Source organism: Pantoea sp. ARC270, from assembly GCF_003236725.1.
GTDB lineage: Bacteria > Pseudomonadota > Gammaproteobacteria > Enterobacterales > Enterobacteriaceae > Pantoea > Pantoea anthophila.
On sequence record NZ_PUGA01000001.1, the window covers coordinates 67,102 to 82,219 of the forward strand.

Here is a 15,118-nt window from a genome sequence, read left to right on the forward strand (position 1 = left end):
GGCTCTTTCTCCTGACATCTCTGTCACTGAATCCGCTCACAGGTCATATCTCCCCCTCATTCAACATTATTTCAATCCAAAAAAAGGTGCGCCGGAGCGCACCAGATGGGACAACATCCCTGGTGTCGGGGCGGTTTCACCCCTTGCCTTTAACACCACGGATAAAGGTTTGCCGGGCAGAGGTAGAACCCAGCCGTTCAGCTTCATCCAGCAGCTTCAGCGCTTTGTCGATATTGCCGCTGTTAATCGCCTGAGTGATCTGCTGATTAAAGTAGCGCTCAGTGTCACTCATGATCGGTTCTGCTGCTGTTTTCGTCGCGGGTAAAGGCGCGGCCGTGGCGGCAGGGGCCGAACGATAAGCAGGCGCAGGCGCGGTGTTACCGACGGTGACCGGGCCGGGACCGGACGATCCAAACAGCGGCCCGACCAGAATGGAGGAGCCGGAACTGGTCTGCATTTTCAGTTTGAGGGTGCCCTCCCGACTGTGGCTGGCGATGGGATCGGGGATGTCCGGCACAGCATGGCCGGTGCCCTGCGCGTAGGCTTTAGCCGGATCGAGCAGGGTGGTGGTCTGGCTCAGATCGCTGTCGGTGGTGAACACCAGCAGGTAAATTTTTTGCTGGCCCAGCGCCGGGGTCAGTTTCATCACCCCTTCCAGCCTGTCTGCCGCCATCACGCCTGGCTTCTGGTAGGTAAAGTAGCGGCTGGGGAACCAGGCGGCGGGCCGCAGAGTTTCATCCAGTACCAGCACGTTAGGCGCAAAAACCTGCCCGTTGGCCACTTCACTGCTCAGCGTCAGCGTCAGTTCGCCGATTTTCGCTGGCAGGCTGTAGGCCGCCACCGGTCCGGCAATGTGCGGCGCGTTGAGCGTCTGCCCGCTGCTGGCGAGTTTTGTCGTCTGGGTCTGTGAGGCGGCCAGCGGCTGCCAGCTCAGATGTTGCAGGGTTTCAGCAGGGACAACCGGGGCGGAGGTGAGATCCTGCGGCACCAGGTTGACGTCCGCCAGGGCGGGCAGGCTCTGTCCGGCCAGTAATGTTGCACTCAGGCAGAGTGCAGTCAGCGTCTTTTTCATTTTCATTATGCGTACCTTATTACAGGTCGCGGCATGCACCAGGCAATGGCACACCGCGACCAGAGAGATTCATCAGGCGTGCAGGCACGCCCGTCAGAAACGGTGCGGGTTTACCACCAGATTTCCATCTGCGCGCCGAAGGTAAATTCGTCGTTATTACCGCGGCTGTTGGTCAGGATGCCGTTGCCGGTAGAGTCAGCAGAGGCGAAGGTGGTGAGATCGCCGGCGCTGTCTTTGTTGTAACCCCACTTCTCATCCCATTTGGCGTAGGTAGCGAACAGACGCAGCGCCGGACGTGACCAGATGCTGTCACCCGCCTGCCACTGCTGTGCCAGCGTCACTTTGTACTGACCGTTGCGCTCGCTGGCCTGCTGTGACTTCACATTGTCATAGCCCAGTTCCAGCAACGTACTCATGATCGGCGTCCATTTGTACATCGGACGCACGCCGACGGTGTACCACTCGGTGCCGCGGTCGTTATCCAGATCGATGTTCTGATACATGGCGACGTACATCAGGTCCCAGCGTTCTGCCAGCGAGATCGCCCCGTGGTCGAGGATGCGGTACATGTCACCGTTGTTATTGAGACTGGTGCCCTGCGGCACCCCTTTGCCCTGCGAGGTCATCGCGTCGGTGGCGTACTGTAGTACAAATTTGTTGTAGCCCTTGAGCATGCTCTGGGTATGTTCGGCGGTGAACATCCAGCCATCTTTTGAGGCGCCATCTTCCAGACGGTAGTCGTCACGGGCATTGGCACGACCGTAATCGACCCCCAGCTCCAGCACGCCATCCGGGTTGGTTTCCAGACCCGCCAGGCGCACATCAAACACGTCATTCGCGGTGCTGGTGGCGAAGTCACGGATACGATCGCTGGAGAAGGTGTAAGAACCGCCCGCTTCCGAGGAGCGGGTTGCCGCGAAGGAGAGTTTACCGAAGCCGAGATCGACATCTTCCAGACCGGCACCCGGTCCGGAGATATCCCAGTAGTAGAAGTCGATCATATGAACGTCATGACGCTGATAGAAACGCTTACCGGCCCAGAGGGTCGATCCTGGCAGCGCATCGATCAGGTTTTTTCCTTTTACGTTGGCTTCACGGAATGCCGGTGAGGTGGCTTCCCAGTCGTTCTGCTGGGCTACGGAGTAAGCCACGTTGGTGTCGAAATAGAAGCTTTTGTCGCCCTCTTTCCACACTTCCTGGCCTAATTTCAGTTCGGCGTAGGTTTCACATTCGTTACCCAGACGGTATTTACTTTGAGCACCGGTGGCCTGAAAACATTGCTGTTCTCCACCGCTGCCTGTCCAGCCGATGCCGGAACGGGCATAGCCGGTGAAATCGACCGCCATCGTCGGGGCGGAGAGCGTGCCCACCGCGACGGCAACGGCAAGGGGAAGTTTGCGCAGAGTTAACATTTTCTATCTCCTGAGGTCATGGCTTTTATTGTTTTGGCAGGGCTACACACCCGGCTCCTGGTACAGCCTGCGGCACGCGCTCCCGTCCTCGCGGAACAGGTGACAACGCTCGGGCGGCAGGCCAATCGCCAGGATCGCGCCCTCTTTTACCAGCACGACGTCCTCCTGGCGGTAGACCAGGTTCTGACGGATTGCGGGAATCTCGATGTGGATCTGTGTTTCATGCCCCAGCTGTTCCACCACCTGCACTTCCCCTTCAAGGGTGACGTCGGCGATATCGCTGGAGAGCAGATGTTCCGGGCGAATGCCCAGTGACATATTGCTGCCGACCAGTACGCCGGCGCTGTCAACCGGCAGCCAGACCAGCTGCTGATTCGGCAGACGGACCTGAACCTGATCGAGGGCGATGGCGGTCACTTTGACCGGCAGGAAATTCATTTTGGGTGAGCCGATAAATCCGGCGACAAAGCGGTTGGCGGGATAGTGATAGAGCTCCAGCGGCTTGCCGACCTGCGCGATGCGCCCGGCATCGAGCACCACAATTTTGTCAGCCAGCGTCATCGCTTCGATCTGATCGTGGGTCACGTAAATCATGGTGCGCTTCAGGCGCTTATGCAGACGAGAGATCTCAATGCGCATCTGAACGCGCAGGGCTGCGTCGAGGTTGGACAGCGGTTCATCCAGCAGGAAGACGCGCGGTTCCGCCACCAGCGTGCGGCCGATGGCGACGCGCTGACGCTGCCCCCCTGAGAGGGCTTTTGGCCGGCGATCAAGCAGGTGCGCCAGCTGCAGAATTTCGGCCACCTGATTGACCCGCTGATGGATTTCGGCCTTTTTTACCCCGGCCAGTTTCAGGCCAAAAGACATGTTTTCCGCTACGGACAGGTGCGGATAGAGCGCATAAGACTGAAACACCATGCCGATGCCGCGCTCGGCAGGCGGCACCTCATTCATGCGCCGGTCGCCAATGAGCAGCTCGCCGATGGTGATGGTTTCCAGTCCGGCAATCATGCGCAGCAGCGTCGATTTGCCACAGCCCGACGGGCCGACGAAAACAACAAATTCCCCTTCACGAATGGTGAGATCGATCTCTTTCGACACCACCGTTTCGCCCCAGGCTTTTGTGACATTGCGTAGCACAACGCTCGCCATGATCCCTTTCCTCTTAGCTGCACATTCGTGTCTGCTCAGCGGCAGACAGGTTCCGGGGCTCACTATGCGAGAGGAAACCGGCGGTCACATCCTCCACCGCAGCTCAATCCACTGGGGGAGGAGACGGGAGGAGGAGAAACCGTGGCAGACGAGGCAACCAGCGCGCCGCCGCGGTTTTTTGTGATCGTTCACGCAGACCTGCACGATTTTTTGCCGCGCCATCTCCCGCCCCGGACGCTTTTTGCCAGCGCGATCACAGTGATGGGCGGCGGGGCGTAGAGCAGAGGAGGATGAGATGCCGGTGTGGATACGCACAATGATGCCGACAGAGTCTTCACCACTTCCGCTAACAGGATGAATTTATGACGATGAAAACCGGAGCAAGAATTCTGGCCCTCTCGGCCCTCTCTGCCATGCTCTTTTCGGCCAGCGCGATGGCAAAGATTGAGGAAGGTAAACTGGTCATCTGGATCAACGGTGACAAGGGCTATAACGGTCTTGCTGAAGTGGGTAAGAAATTTGAGCAGGAGACCGGTATCAAAGTCACCGTTGAACATCCTGACAAAATGGAAGAGAAGTATCCGCAGGTAGCGGCGACGGGCGATGGTCCGGACATTATCTTCTGGGCGCACGACCGGTTTGGCGGCTATGCGCAGTCGGGCCTGCTGGCGGAAATCAGCCCGGACGCCAGCTTCCAGCAGAAGATTTTCCCCTTCACCTGGGATGCGGTTCGCTTTGACGGCAAGCTGATTGGCTATCCGATCTCGGTCGAGTCACTCTCGCTGATCTACAACAAAAAGCTGCTGCCCAATCCGCCAAAAACCTGGGAAGAGATGGCCGGTCTCGATAAGCAACTGCGCGCTAAGGGCAAAAGCGCCATTATGTTCAACCTGCAGGAACCCTACTTCACCTGGCCACTGCTGGCCGCTGGCGGAGCCTACGCCTTTAAGCTGACCGACGGGCGCTATGACGTGAAAGATGTCGGCGTGGATAACGCGGGCGCGAAAGCCGGGATGCAGTTCCTGGTCGATCAGGTCAAAGCCAAAACCCTGAATGCGGATACCGATTATTCGATTGCCGAGGCGGCCTTTAACAAAGGGGAAACCGCGATGACGATCAACGGCCCCTGGGCATGGAGCAACATCGACAAGAGCGGAATCGACTATGGCGTGACCACGCTGCCAACGCTGAACGGTAAACCCTCTAAGGCGTTTGTTGGTGTGCTGAGTGCCGGGATCAACGCCGCCAGTCCCAATAAAGAGCTGGCGAAGGAGTTCCTGGAGAACTACCTGCTGACCGATGCCGGCCTGGATGCGGTCAATAAAGATAAGCCGCTGGGCGCGGTGGCGCTGAAATCGTTCCAGCAGACGCTGGAGAAAGATTCCCGTATCGCCGCCACCATGACCAACGCCCGTCAGGGTGACATCATGCCGAATATCCCGCAAATGGCTGCATTCTGGTACGCGATGCGCACCGCCACGCTGAATGCCCTGGGCGGTCGTCAGAGTGTTGACGCCGCACTGAAAGATGCCCAGGCGCGTCTGAAGAAATAATTTTTCCCTGCCGCCGGGGCAACCCGGCCTGAGTGACCGTTAAGGAAAACCGCATCATGTCAGGAAAACCGAAAACGCACAGTCTGCTGTTAAAGGGCGTTCTCATCGGAATGGGCTGTCTGCTGGTCGGCTATCTGCTGGTGCTGATGTACGCGCAGGGCGAATATCTGTTTGCGCTGCTGACGCTGATCCTCAGTGCCACCGGGCTGTGGATTTACGCCAACCGTCGCGCCTATGCGTGGCGTTATGTCTATCCCGGCGTGGCCGGGATGGGGCTGTTTGTGCTGTTCCCCCTCGCCTGCACCGTGGCCATTGCGTTCACCAACTACAGCAGCACCAATCAGCTGACCTTTGAGCGCGCGCAACAGGTACTGCTGAGCCGCACCTTCCAGTCGGGGGACGCCGTCAGTTTCGCACTCTTCCCGGCTGGCGACCGCTGGCAGCTGGTGCTGAACGATGGCAAAGCAGACTTTGTCTCGCCGCCGTTTCAGTTTGGCGCTGAACAGACGCTGAAAATGGCCCCCGCGACGCCGCCAGCGGGTGAGCGGGCGACCCTGAGGGTCATCACCACCCATCGCCAGGCGCTGAGCCAGATCCGTGCTGAACTGCCGGATGGCCGTCAGCTGCGGATGAGTTCGCTGCGCCAGTTCTCCGGAACTCAGCCGCTCTACCGGGTGGGCGCGCCGGATGAGCTGATCAATCAGCAGAGTGGCGTGCACTATCGCGCCAATCCGCAGACCGGTTTTTATCAGGCCGTCAACGCCGCGAACAAATGGGACAACGAAACGCTGAGCCCCGGCTTCACCGTGAATACCGGCTGGAAAAACTTCGCGCGGGTCTTTACCGACGAAGGGATTCAGAAACCGTTCCTGGCGATTTTTGGCTGGACGCTTTTCTTCTCGCTGATCACCGTGGTGCTCACCGTCGCCGTCGGCATGGTGCTCGCCTGTCTGGTGCAGTGGGAGGCGCTGCGCGGCAAAGCCGTTTACCGTGTGATGCTGATCCTGCCCTATGCCGTGCCCGCGTTTATCTCGATTCTGATTTTTAAAGGGCTGTTTAACCAGAGCTTCGGTGAGATCAACGTGATGCTCAGCGCGCTGTTTGGTGTGAAACCCGCCTGGTTCAGCGATCCGACGCTGGCGCGTACCATGCTGATTATTGTGAATACCTGGCTGGGCTACCCCTACATGATGATCCTCTGCATGGGGCTGCTGAAGGCGATTCCGGACGATCTCTATGAAGCCTCGGCGATGGATGGCGCAGGCCCATTGCAGAACTTTTTCCTGATCACCCTGCCGCTGCTGCTGAAACCACTGATGCCGCTGATGATTGCCAGCTTTGCCTTCAACTTTAATAACTTTGTGCTGGTGCAGTTACTGACCAACGGCGGGCCCGATCGTCTCGGTACCACCACGCCAGCCGGGTATACGGATCTGCTGGTGAACTACACCTGGCGTATCGCTTTTGAAGGCGGCGGCGGGCAGGACTTTGGTCTGGCGGCGGCGATTGCCACCCTGATCTTCCTGCTGGTGGGTGCGCTGGCGGTAATTAACCTGAAAGCCTCGCGGATGAAATTCGACTAAACGTCTGGCCCGACAGGCGCAGACCCGAACCGTGAGGATGGTAAGCACGGTCCGGGTTCAGACTGACAAATCAAATCGCCTGAGGGACCAGGTTTAAGGAGCTGTTATGGCTATGGTACAACCCAAATCGCAACGGCTGCGTCTGCTGACCACGCATCTGCTGCTGCTGTTATTTATCGCGGCGATTCTGTTTCCGCTGCTGATGGTGGTGGCGATTTCGCTGCGCGCCGGTAATTTCGCCACCGGCAGCCTCATCCCGGAGCAGATCTCATGGGAGCACTGGCGTCTGGCGCTGGGTTTCAGTGTGGAACATGCGGATGGGCGGGTCACACCGCCGCCCTTCCCGGTACTGCTTTGGTTATGGAACTCGGTTAAGATCGCGGCCATCAGTGCGCTGGGCATCGTGGCGCTCTCTACCACCTGCGCCTATGCGTTTGCCCGCATGCGCTTTACCGGCCGTGCCAGCCTGCTGAAGGGGATGCTGATTTTCCAGATGTTCCCGGCGGTTCTGTCGCTGGTGGCGCTCTATGCGCTGTTTGACCGGCTCGGCCAGTATCTCCCGTTCATCGGGCTGAATACCCACGGCGGCGTGATCTTCGCCTATCTTGGCGGCATTGCGCTGCATGTCTGGACGATAAAAGGCTATTTCGAAACCATCGACGGTTCGCTGGAAGAGGCGGCGGCGCTGGATGGTGCCACCCCGTGGCAGGCGTTCCGGCTGGTGCTGCTGCCGCTGTCGGTGCCGATTCTGGCGGTGGTGTTTATTCTTGCCTTTATCGCGGCGGTGACAGAGGTGCCGGTCGCCTCGCTGCTGCTGCGCGATGTTAACAGCTACACCCTTGCGGTCGGGATGCAGCAGTATCTCAATCCGCAGAACTATCTGTGGGGCGACTTTGCCGCCGCCGCGGTGCTCTCTGCGATTCCGATTACCCTGGTCTTCCTACTGGCCCAGCGCTGGCTGGTCAGCGGCTTAACCGCGGGCGGGGTGAAAGGCTAAACGATCATCATTGTACGTTGCCACTGCTTACACAACCTCTGTTGTGGTTGAAGGATTCGGCGGCCTGCGGGCCGCCTTTTTTTACGCTTCCTCTGCCGGACGGCTGCCTGCCACCAGCGCCACGACAAGCGCGGTTATCGCCTGCTCCCCTGCCTGTTTATCGATATCGCCCCGTGCCACCGCGCCTGCGATAGCATCCGCACCCCCCAGCAAGCCCCACATGCCTGCTTCGGCCATTCCGCTGCTGCCCGTAAACGGAGCAAACCAGCGCTGACAGCGGGCGATAAAGTCGAGCTGATAGTGACGTTTTACCGCAGCGAGTTCAGGCGTGGTGCTGAGCGCGGAAAGCAGTTCAGGAATTTCACGTCCTTCCGTCATCACACAATCCACGTAACAGGCTGCGAGCACGGCCGCTTTTTGCTGCATCTGCATCGGCGCAGCCTCCATGGCCGCTTCCATCCGATCGGTCTGGCGGCGGTCGAAATCGTCATACAATGCCGCCAGCAGACCATGACGGGTCGTGAAGTGATCGTAAACGACGGGCTTACTGACGCCCGCTGCCTCACCCACCCGGGCCAGCGTCAGCGCCTCGCTGCCTTCGGCCTGCATGATCTGCCAGGCGACTTCGGACAGCTGTCTGCGACGCGCCTCGCGTGACAGACGTTTAGGGGAAGACTTTTTCGCGGTCATGCGCTTTCCTCTCGGGCAAAAATCCGTTGCCCCCATTGCTGCGCCCGCTGATAGTGTGACTCAGGAAATCCCTCGTCGCTGGTCAGTAGCAACTCGCTGGTAACCACCGGCGCGCCACAATAATCAAAGATGCCGTGATCGATCAGATTCCGCATGCTGCCGAAATAGCCGCGGCGCATGAAAGTTCGCGTATCGGCTGCACCCAGCGCGATCAGATGCACGGGGAGATGCCCGAGGCGCTTCACTATCCGATCATCCTGCTCGTCAAAGGCCCAGCCTGCAATAAAGACCCGATCGATCCAGCCCTTGAGCTGCGCCGGAAATGACCACCAGTAAATCGGGTAGACCAGCACCAGCGCATCAGCGCGATCCAGCCGCTGCTGCTCGGCCAGCACATCCGGCGGAGTTGCAGCCTCACCGTTAAAACGTTGGTGATCGCTGAGCGTAAAACGCGGGTCGAACCCCTCAGCGGCGAGATCGGCCTGTTCAACCGTATGGTGGCCTGAGGCCATAACGCCCTGCGCAAGCTGGTCCGCAATGCGGTGGGTGTGAGCATCATGATTGGGATGGGCAGTTACTATGAGTGCATGCATCGTCGTCACCTTACCTGATTAGCCATTAAGCTACTAAAGGTAGGTTACGGTTAGTAGGTTAGCAAGCGGTAACGTATGCAGAGATTCGGCTGACCGCATTCAGGGCTAAACCCGGTCATCGCCCTGCGGCCAGCCGTTAACGACGATAAGCCAGCGAGCGCACCAGCCAGTCGCCCAGTTTTTGAATCAGCATCACCAGCGCCAGCAGCACGACAATGGTCGCTGCCATGATCTGATTATCGAAGCGCTGATAGCCGTAACGAATCGCCAGATCCCCCAGTCCGCCGCCTCCGACCACGCCGGCCATCGCCGAGAAGCCGATCAGCATCACAATCGTCAGGGTGATCCCTGCCACCAGCGCAGGCAGCGCCTCTGGCAGCAGCACGCGGCTGACGATATGCCACAGATTGCCCCCCATCGACACCACCGCCTCAATGCGGCCGCGATCGACTTCATCCAGCGCGTTCTCCACGATGCGCGCAAAGAAAGGAAACGCCCCCAGGGTAATCGGTACGATCGCAGCGGTACTGCCCAGCGTGGTGCCAACCAGCAGTCGGGTAAAGGGGATAAGCGCGATCAGGAGCACGACAAACGGCAGCGCGCGTCCGGTATTCACCAGCGTGTTCAGCAGGAGAGCGATGGCGCGATTGGGCAGAATACCCTGTGGACGGGTCAGAAACAGCAGGACGCCCACCGGCAATCCGATAGCGACGGTAAAAAGCGCTGCCAGCAGGACCATATAGAGCGTTTCGCCCGTGGCATTCAGCAGCAGTTCCTGAAAACGATCGCGGGTCATGCTACGCATCGGGTAAGGGCCTCCCGCTGATATTTTTCGATAAACGCCCTGTCCGCCTCGCCATCCTTCAGCAGCATCGTGCGGAGACGGCCCTCTTCGCGTCCCATGATCTGGCTGAGGGTGCCACTTTCCACCAGCTGCCCCTTCTCCAGCAGCGCGGCACCGTCGCAGATACGCTTCACCACCGCCATCTCATGTGTGATCAGGACGATGGTGATATTCAGCTGCTGCTGAATATCTGCCAGCAGATCAAGAATGGAGAGAGTGGTTTCCGGGTCCAGGGCGCTGGTCGCCTCATCGCACAGCAGATAGCGGGGACGGGCCGCCAGCGCGCGGGCGATGCCGACGCGCTGTTTCTGTCCCCCGGAGAGCTGTGATGGCCATGCCGTTGCAAAGGCTGTCAGTCCCACCAGATCCAGCAGCGAAGTCACGCGGGCGTGGCGTTCGGCCCTGGGTATCCCGGCAATCTCCAGCGCCAGGTCAATATTGTCCCGCACGTTGCGGGAATGAAGCAGATTGAAGTGCTGAAAGATCATCCCCATCTGCTGCCGTTGCTGACGGAGCTGTGCCAGACTCAGCCGGGAGATATCTTCCCCATCGATCTCAATCAGGCCGCTGGAGGGACTCTCCAGCCGGTTCAGGCAGCGCAGCAGCGTGCTTTTACCCGCCCCGCTTCGCCCCAGTATGCCGAAGATCGACCCTTCACTGATGGTGAGAGAGATATCGTCTAACGCTGGCGCGGGTGCGCCAGCATACTGTTTGCTGAGGTGACGGATATTAATCATGCTGATTATCCGCGACCGGAATCACGGAGCCCTGGTAGTTTTTCCGGATAAACGCGGCCACCTGCGGCGAACGCAGATCCTTTGCCAGCTGCACGACGCGGGGATCGTTTTCCAGTGCCGGGGTGGTGACCAGCAGGTTGGCATACGGGTTATGCGCAGCGGACTCCAGACCCAGCGCATCTTTGGCCGGATTCAGCCCCGCTTCCAGCGCATAGTTGCCGTTGATGATCGCGGCATCAACATCATCCAGCGAGCGTGGCAACTGAGGCGATTCAATCTCGATAATTTTGATTTTCTTCGGGTTTTCGCTGATATCTTTCGGCGTCACCAGCGTGGAGCCCGCTTCACCCTGCGCCCTGAGTTTAATGACCCCTTTATCCTGCAGCAGCCACAGCGCACGGCTCAGGTTGGTGGTGTTGTTGGGTACCGCAATGCTGGCACCCTCTGGCAACGCCGCCAGCGACTTCACTTTGCGCGAGTAGATGCCCAGTGGCTCAATGTGCACACTGGCGACGACGGCAAAGGTCTTACCCAGCGCCTTTTCCTGATCTTTCAGGTAGGGCAGATGCTGGAAGTAGTTTGCATCCACATCCCCGGAGGCGAGCAGTTCATTGGCGTTTACCCCACCGCTCAGCTCCACGATCCTGATGTCGAGTTTGGGATCCAGCGTTTTAACGTACTCCAGAATTTCGGCGTGTGGCACCGGATCCGCAGCCACGCGCAGCGGCGCAGCCTGCAGACTTTGAGCAATCAGCAGTGAAAGACCGGCCAGAGCCAGAACGCGCTTTTTAATCATCATCATTTATCTCTTATGGTTTTAGTGGGAGGTGTGTTCAGGATAAAAACGCTCTGCAACTTCCGGATGCGAACGCAGCCGGCCTTTGAGGTAATTCCAGCCGACTTCACGCAGCAGCGGGTTGAGCGGATCGCTGCCCGGTCCCTGAGCCAGTTCGGCCAGCTGCGGGGGCAGCGGATAGATCGGCACAACGGCATCAAGCTGCGCACCGAGGAAAAAGGCGATGGAGAGGCGCTCGCGGCTTTGCGGGGGCGATATCACCCGATGAACGGTGGCGCGCAGATAGCCATTGGTCGCCAGCTCCAGCAGCTCGCCAATGTTCACCACAAACGCGCCCGGTTTGGGTAAGGCGTCAATCCAGTTGTCCGGCGTCACTTCCACCTGAAGACCCGGCTGATCGTCCTGCAGCAGCATCGTCAGGAAGCCGGAATCTTTGTGCGCGCCGACGCCCTGGCGGGATTCGCCCTCGCTACGGCCGGGGTAGCGGATAAGCTTGATATGTTCGTTGGGATAGTCGCCATAGAGATTGTCAAAGGCGTTGCGCGGCAGATGGAGCGCTTCGGCAAAGGCGCGCAGCAGCTCCAGCGCAACGGCGGTCATCTGCTGCTGCCAGCGGGTGACGACGGTCTGCAGTTCCGGCAGGGCTTCAGGCCACTGATTGGGGCCCTGCATCCGTTGCCAGGTGGGCGAGTCGGCGGTTACGGGCAGCGCTTCGCGTTCAGCACCAATGTCAAACTGCTCGCGAAAATCGGGCTGGCTGCGGGTTATCTCCACGCCGGCCAGGTTATAACCGCGAAAATGAGGCGAATTGGCCATCCTGACGGCACTTTTGTCCGCCTGTGGCAGGGCAAAAAACTGGCGTGCGACCTGCTGAACCTCATCGGATAACGCGCGGTCGATCCCGTGGTTGATCAGATAGAAGAAACCTACCTCACGCGCCGCCTGGCTGAGTTTCTCGCGTGACTGTTGCTGCTGCTGTTGATCTCCCGATAACAGTGCGAAATCAATAACCGGTAATTCTGCTGATGTTAACGCGCCCATGTTTAACACTCTGTTGGTCTGGAATAGCAGTACACTGCCACTGCATTTATGCGTTAACTACCAACTAATCCTGCTATGGATATGCGGCGAACGGAAATATCGCGCTACACCCCAGTCAAATGATCCGCAGATTACGCTGGTTGCCGGATGAGACATTCTGGCGCGCGTCAGGCCTGGCGACGCCTGCTGGCCGGAATCATCCTGCGCTGGATGTTACGAAATGTTTATGGCCGTAAGCAGAGATGAATAAGATTACTATGCTGACTTTGTCAGTAAAAGTAGTTATTTCCGCTGAAAACTTGCAATACCTTACAATTGTGGTCTAAGGTTTGCCCCTGCGGTTAATTGCCGCTTCACTTAAAACTTATTCGGCTTCTTATAGCTTTCATTTCCACGGTTTCTTCTGACCCTTATTTTCGGCTGCGAAAGCTATAAGACTCCTTCATTCAGCAGTTGAGGAGTTTATGGACACCAGAAACAGATCGTCTGACCACGCAAAGAAACATTTCTGGAACAGGAAGCAAAAAGAGCTGACTGTTGATGACATTACCGTGATCGATAACGACATGCTGAAGCGTGCCGTTGGCGCAGCCGCGTTAGGTAATGCGATGGAATGGTTCGACTTCGGCGTTTACAGCTACCTCGCCGTTATCATCGGCAAGGTCTTCTTCCCGGACGCCAACAACGCCGTGCAGCTGATCGCCACCTTCGGTACGTTCGCAGCGGCATTCCTGGTCCGTCCGATTGGCGGCCTGGTGTTTGGCCCGCTGGGTGACCGCATCGGCCGACAGAAAGTGCTGGCGATGACGATGATCATGATGTCGATCGGCACATTCTGTATCGGCCTGATTCCGGCCTATTCCTCCATTGGCATCATGGCACCGATCCTGCTGCTGGTGGCGCGTCTGATCCAGGGCTTTTCGACCGGCGGCGAGTATGGCGGCGCAGCGACCTTTATTGCGGAGTACTCCACCGATAAACGCCGTGGCTTCATGGGCAGCTTCCTGGAGTTCGGCACTATTGGTGGTTACCTGCTGGGTGCCAGCCTGGTGACGGTGATGACTACCCTGATGTCAAACGAGGCGATGATGTCCTGGGGCTGGCGCGTGCCCTTCTTTATCGCCGCGCCGCTGGGTCTGTTTGGTCTCTATGTGCGACTGAAGCTGGAAGAGACTCCGGCATTCCAGCAGCACATGGAAAAACAGGAGGCGCTGGAGCAGAGCAAACCGCGCCTGACCCTGATGCAGATGCTGAGCAAATACCGTGCGCCGATGCTGAAATGTATCGGTCTGGTGCTGCTGTTTAACGTCTCTAACTACATGCTGACCTCTTATATGCCAAGTTATCTGACCGGCGTACTGGGTCTGCCTGAACTGAGTGGCCTGCTGCTGGTGATGGTGGCGATGTTTGTGATGATGCCACTGACGCTGCTGTGGGGCCGCTGGACGGACCGCATCGGGCGTCGGCCGGTGATTGGCTTTGGTGCGGTGGGTCTGATCCTGCTCGCGATTCCGAGCTTTATGCTGATCGGTTCCGGTAACATGTGGGCAGTATTCGGCGGCCTGCTGATTCTGGGCGTGCTGCACACCTGCTTCAGCGGCACCATGCCTTCAACGCTGCCTGCGCTGTTTACGACCGATATCCGTTACAGTGCGCTGGCCATTGGCTTTAACCTGTCGGTCTCCCTGTTTGGCGGAACCACCCCGCTGATTACGGCGTGGCTGGTCGATACCAGTAAAAACACCATGATGCCGGCCTACTACATGATGGGTGCGGGCATCATCGGTCTGCTGACTATTCTGACCGTCCGTGAAACCGCCCGGCAGCCGCTGACCGGTTCATCGCCAGCGGTGGCGACCAAAGCGGAAGCGCATCGCCTGATTGATAAGCTGCGCAAGCGCTCAAAACCTTCAGCGCCCGCCGCGCATTAAGCCTGAAAACACCCTGCTCTGCAGGGTGTTTTTTTATCTGTCGCCTCTTCCTCTTTTTCCGGCATCACCTCAGCGCCCGGAGTCGTCATCCCTATGACTTCACGCCCTGCCGGAAACGCGCCACTTTCGCCCGATTACCGCACAGCGCCATGCTGCACCAGCGACGGCGATGCGCTTTGGTACGATCGTAAAACCACAGGTTACAGGCGGGATGTTCACAAGCGCGTACCCGGCTGAAATCCGCCTGGGCCAGCAGGCTGGCAGCCTGTTCTGCAACCCGCCCCAGTCGCTGCATTGCGCTCTGAGCAGGATAAATCTGGCGGATCTGCAACGTCCCCTGCTCTGTGACGAGCTGCATATGGCTGATCGCCTCGCCCAGCCAGGCATTCAGCACCCGCACATCTATCGCTTCACCCGCCTTCTGTTGCTGCACCATGTCGCGAATGTTGTCCCGCAGCTGACGGGCAGCCTGCAACAGCGTGCCAGCTTCAGAGTGCGCTGCCGGGCCGTCTGTAGCCAGTCCGGCCTGCTGAAGCCATGCGTCAACATCCTCATCGGTTTGCCAGAAATCGTGCGGCTGACCGTCCACGATGGCGACGGTATTAATGAAGTCCAGCGCCGGATGATCGGCCAGAAACCACGGCCCCTGCGCGGTGGATGATTGTGTTTCTGCCATGTTAATGCCTCTCCTGGGAGTCTCGCCTGACAACAGTGTCA

At 58.6% G+C, this 15,118-nt stretch carries 14 protein-coding genes; 4 read left to right on the forward strand and 10 right to left on the reverse strand.

Features of this window, described 5'->3' with window-relative positions; all coding sequences use genetic code 11:
- Positions 1 to 136 precede the first annotated feature (136 nt).
- The 3 genes from malM to malK all read right to left on the reverse strand — a co-directional run bounded on the left by malM (position 137) and on the right by malK (position 3,636).
- Positions 137 to 1,078, reverse strand: a complete 942-nt coding sequence (malM, locus tag CKF42_RS00300) for a maltose operon protein MalM (protein WP_111207152.1) — start codon at positions 1,076 to 1,078, stop codon at positions 137 to 139.
- A gap of 104 nt (positions 1,079 to 1,182) precedes the next feature.
- Complete coding sequence (locus tag CKF42_RS00305) at positions 1,183 to 2,484, reverse strand: maltoporin (RefSeq protein ID WP_009093047.1); 1,302 nt, start codon at positions 2,482 to 2,484, stop codon at positions 1,183 to 1,185.
- 42 nt (positions 2,485 to 2,526) lie between these two features.
- Positions 2,527 to 3,636, reverse strand: a complete 1,110-nt coding sequence (gene malK / locus CKF42_RS00310) for a maltose/maltodextrin ABC transporter ATP-binding protein MalK (RefSeq protein ID WP_111207153.1) — start codon at positions 3,634 to 3,636, stop codon at positions 2,527 to 2,529.
- A 362-nt stretch (positions 3,637 to 3,998) separates the two neighbouring features.
- On the opposite strand from malK, the gene malE reads away from it, so the two are divergent.
- The 3 genes from malE (at position 3,999) to malG (ending at position 7,769) form a co-directional block, all read left to right on the forward strand.
- Positions 3,999 to 5,189, forward strand: a complete 1,191-nt coding sequence (malE, locus tag CKF42_RS00315) for a maltose/maltodextrin ABC transporter substrate-binding protein MalE (RefSeq protein ID WP_146239909.1) — start codon at positions 3,999 to 4,001, stop codon at positions 5,187 to 5,189.
- A 56-nt stretch (positions 5,190 to 5,245) separates the two neighbouring features.
- A complete protein-coding gene (malF, locus tag CKF42_RS00320) occupies positions 5,246 to 6,772 on the forward strand; it encodes a maltose ABC transporter permease MalF (protein ID WP_111207154.1) in 1,527 nt (508 codons plus the stop codon).
- 106 nt (positions 6,773 to 6,878) lie between these two features.
- Positions 6,879 to 7,769 (forward strand): maltose ABC transporter permease MalG, encoded by an 891-nt coding sequence (gene malG, locus CKF42_RS00325; protein ID WP_009093054.1) that lies wholly within the window; start codon positions 6,879 to 6,881, stop codon positions 7,767 to 7,769.
- 81 nt (positions 7,770 to 7,850) lie between these two features.
- Here malG and CKF42_RS00330 read toward each other — a convergent pair whose 3' ends face one another.
- The 6 genes from CKF42_RS00330 to CKF42_RS00355 form a co-directional block, all read right to left on the reverse strand.
- Positions 7,851 to 8,459 carry a TetR/AcrR family transcriptional regulator gene (locus CKF42_RS00330; RefSeq protein ID WP_111207155.1) on the reverse strand — a complete coding sequence of 203 codons (609 nt, stop codon included), beginning with the start codon at positions 8,457 to 8,459 and terminating at the stop codon, positions 7,851 to 7,853.
- Positions 8,456 to 9,052 carry an NAD(P)H-dependent oxidoreductase gene (locus CKF42_RS00335; RefSeq protein WP_111207156.1) on the reverse strand — a complete coding sequence of 199 codons (597 nt, stop codon included), beginning with the start codon at positions 9,050 to 9,052 and terminating at the stop codon, positions 8,456 to 8,458. Before CKF42_RS00335 ends, CKF42_RS00330 begins: the two co-directional genes overlap by 4 nt.
- Before the next feature lie 136 nt (positions 9,053 to 9,188).
- Positions 9,189 to 9,857 carry a methionine ABC transporter permease gene (locus CKF42_RS00340; protein ID WP_046102906.1) on the reverse strand — a complete coding sequence of 223 codons (669 nt, stop codon included), beginning with the start codon at positions 9,855 to 9,857 and terminating at the stop codon, positions 9,189 to 9,191.
- Positions 9,845 to 10,633 (reverse strand): methionine ABC transporter ATP-binding protein, encoded by a 789-nt coding sequence (locus CKF42_RS00345; RefSeq protein WP_009093061.1) that lies wholly within the window; start codon positions 10,631 to 10,633, stop codon positions 9,845 to 9,847. The genes CKF42_RS00340 and CKF42_RS00345 overlap by 13 nt, the downstream gene beginning before the upstream one ends.
- Positions 10,626 to 11,429, reverse strand: a complete 804-nt coding sequence (locus tag CKF42_RS00350) for a MetQ/NlpA family ABC transporter substrate-binding protein (protein WP_111207312.1) — start codon at positions 11,427 to 11,429, stop codon at positions 10,626 to 10,628. Before CKF42_RS00350 ends, CKF42_RS00345 begins: the two co-directional genes overlap by 8 nt.
- 21 nt (positions 11,430 to 11,450) lie before the next feature.
- A complete protein-coding gene (locus CKF42_RS00355) occupies positions 11,451 to 12,470 on the reverse strand; it encodes an isopenicillin N synthase family oxygenase (RefSeq protein ID WP_111207157.1) in 1,020 nt (339 codons plus the stop codon).
- 464 nt (positions 12,471 to 12,934) lie between these two features.
- On the opposite strand from CKF42_RS00355, the gene proP reads away from it, so the two are divergent.
- Positions 12,935 to 14,401, forward strand: coding sequence for a glycine betaine/L-proline transporter ProP (proP, locus tag CKF42_RS00360; protein ID WP_009093065.1), 1,467 nt, complete (start codon positions 12,935 to 12,937; stop codon positions 14,399 to 14,401).
- A gap of 91 nt (positions 14,402 to 14,492) precedes the next feature.
- Here proP and CKF42_RS00365 read toward each other — a convergent pair whose 3' ends face one another.
- On the reverse strand, positions 14,493 to 15,077 hold the full coding sequence (locus CKF42_RS00365) for an ABATE domain-containing protein (RefSeq protein ID WP_111207158.1): 585 nt from the start codon (positions 15,075 to 15,077) through the stop codon (positions 14,493 to 14,495).
- Between the last annotated feature and the right edge of the window lie 41 nt (positions 15,078 to 15,118).

Coding starts and splice junctions, on each gene's coding strand:
- CKF42_RS00350 (WP_111207312.1), bottom strand. CDS start 11,429: ATGATTAAAAAGCGCGTTCTGGCTCTGGCCGGTCTTTCACTGCTGATT.
- CKF42_RS00345 (WP_009093061.1), bottom strand. CDS start 10,633: ATGATTAATATCCGTCACCTCAGCAAACAGTATGCTGGCGCACCCGCG.
- CKF42_RS00365 (WP_111207158.1), bottom strand. CDS start 15,077: ATGGCAGAAACACAATCATCCACCGCGCAGGGGCCGTGGTTTCTGGCC.
- malE (WP_146239909.1), top strand. CDS start 3,999: ATGACGATGAAAACCGGAGCAAGAATTCTGGCCCTCTCGGCCCTCTCT.
- malM (WP_111207152.1), bottom strand. CDS start 1,078: ATGAAAATGAAAAAGACGCTGACTGCACTCTGCCTGAGTGCAACATTA.
- proP (WP_009093065.1), top strand. CDS start 12,935: ATGGACACCAGAAACAGATCGTCTGACCACGCAAAGAAACATTTCTGG.
- CKF42_RS00305 (WP_009093047.1), bottom strand. CDS start 2,484: ATGTTAACTCTGCGCAAACTTCCCCTTGCCGTTGCCGTCGCGGTGGGC.
- CKF42_RS00340 (WP_046102906.1), bottom strand. CDS start 9,857: ATGCGTAGCATGACCCGCGATCGTTTTCAGGAACTGCTGCTGAATGCC.
- CKF42_RS00330 (WP_111207155.1), bottom strand. CDS start 8,459: ATGACCGCGAAAAAGTCTTCCCCTAAACGTCTGTCACGCGAGGCGCGT.
- malG (WP_009093054.1), top strand. CDS start 6,879: ATGGCTATGGTACAACCCAAATCGCAACGGCTGCGTCTGCTGACCACG.
- CKF42_RS00355 (WP_111207157.1), bottom strand. CDS start 12,470: ATGGGCGCGTTAACATCAGCAGAATTACCGGTTATTGATTTCGCACTG.
- malF (WP_111207154.1), top strand. CDS start 5,246: ATGTCAGGAAAACCGAAAACGCACAGTCTGCTGTTAAAGGGCGTTCTC.
- malK (WP_111207153.1), bottom strand. CDS start 3,636: ATGGCGAGCGTTGTGCTACGCAATGTCACAAAAGCCTGGGGCGAAACG.
- CKF42_RS00335 (WP_111207156.1), bottom strand. CDS start 9,052: ATGCATGCACTCATAGTAACTGCCCATCCCAATCATGATGCTCACACC.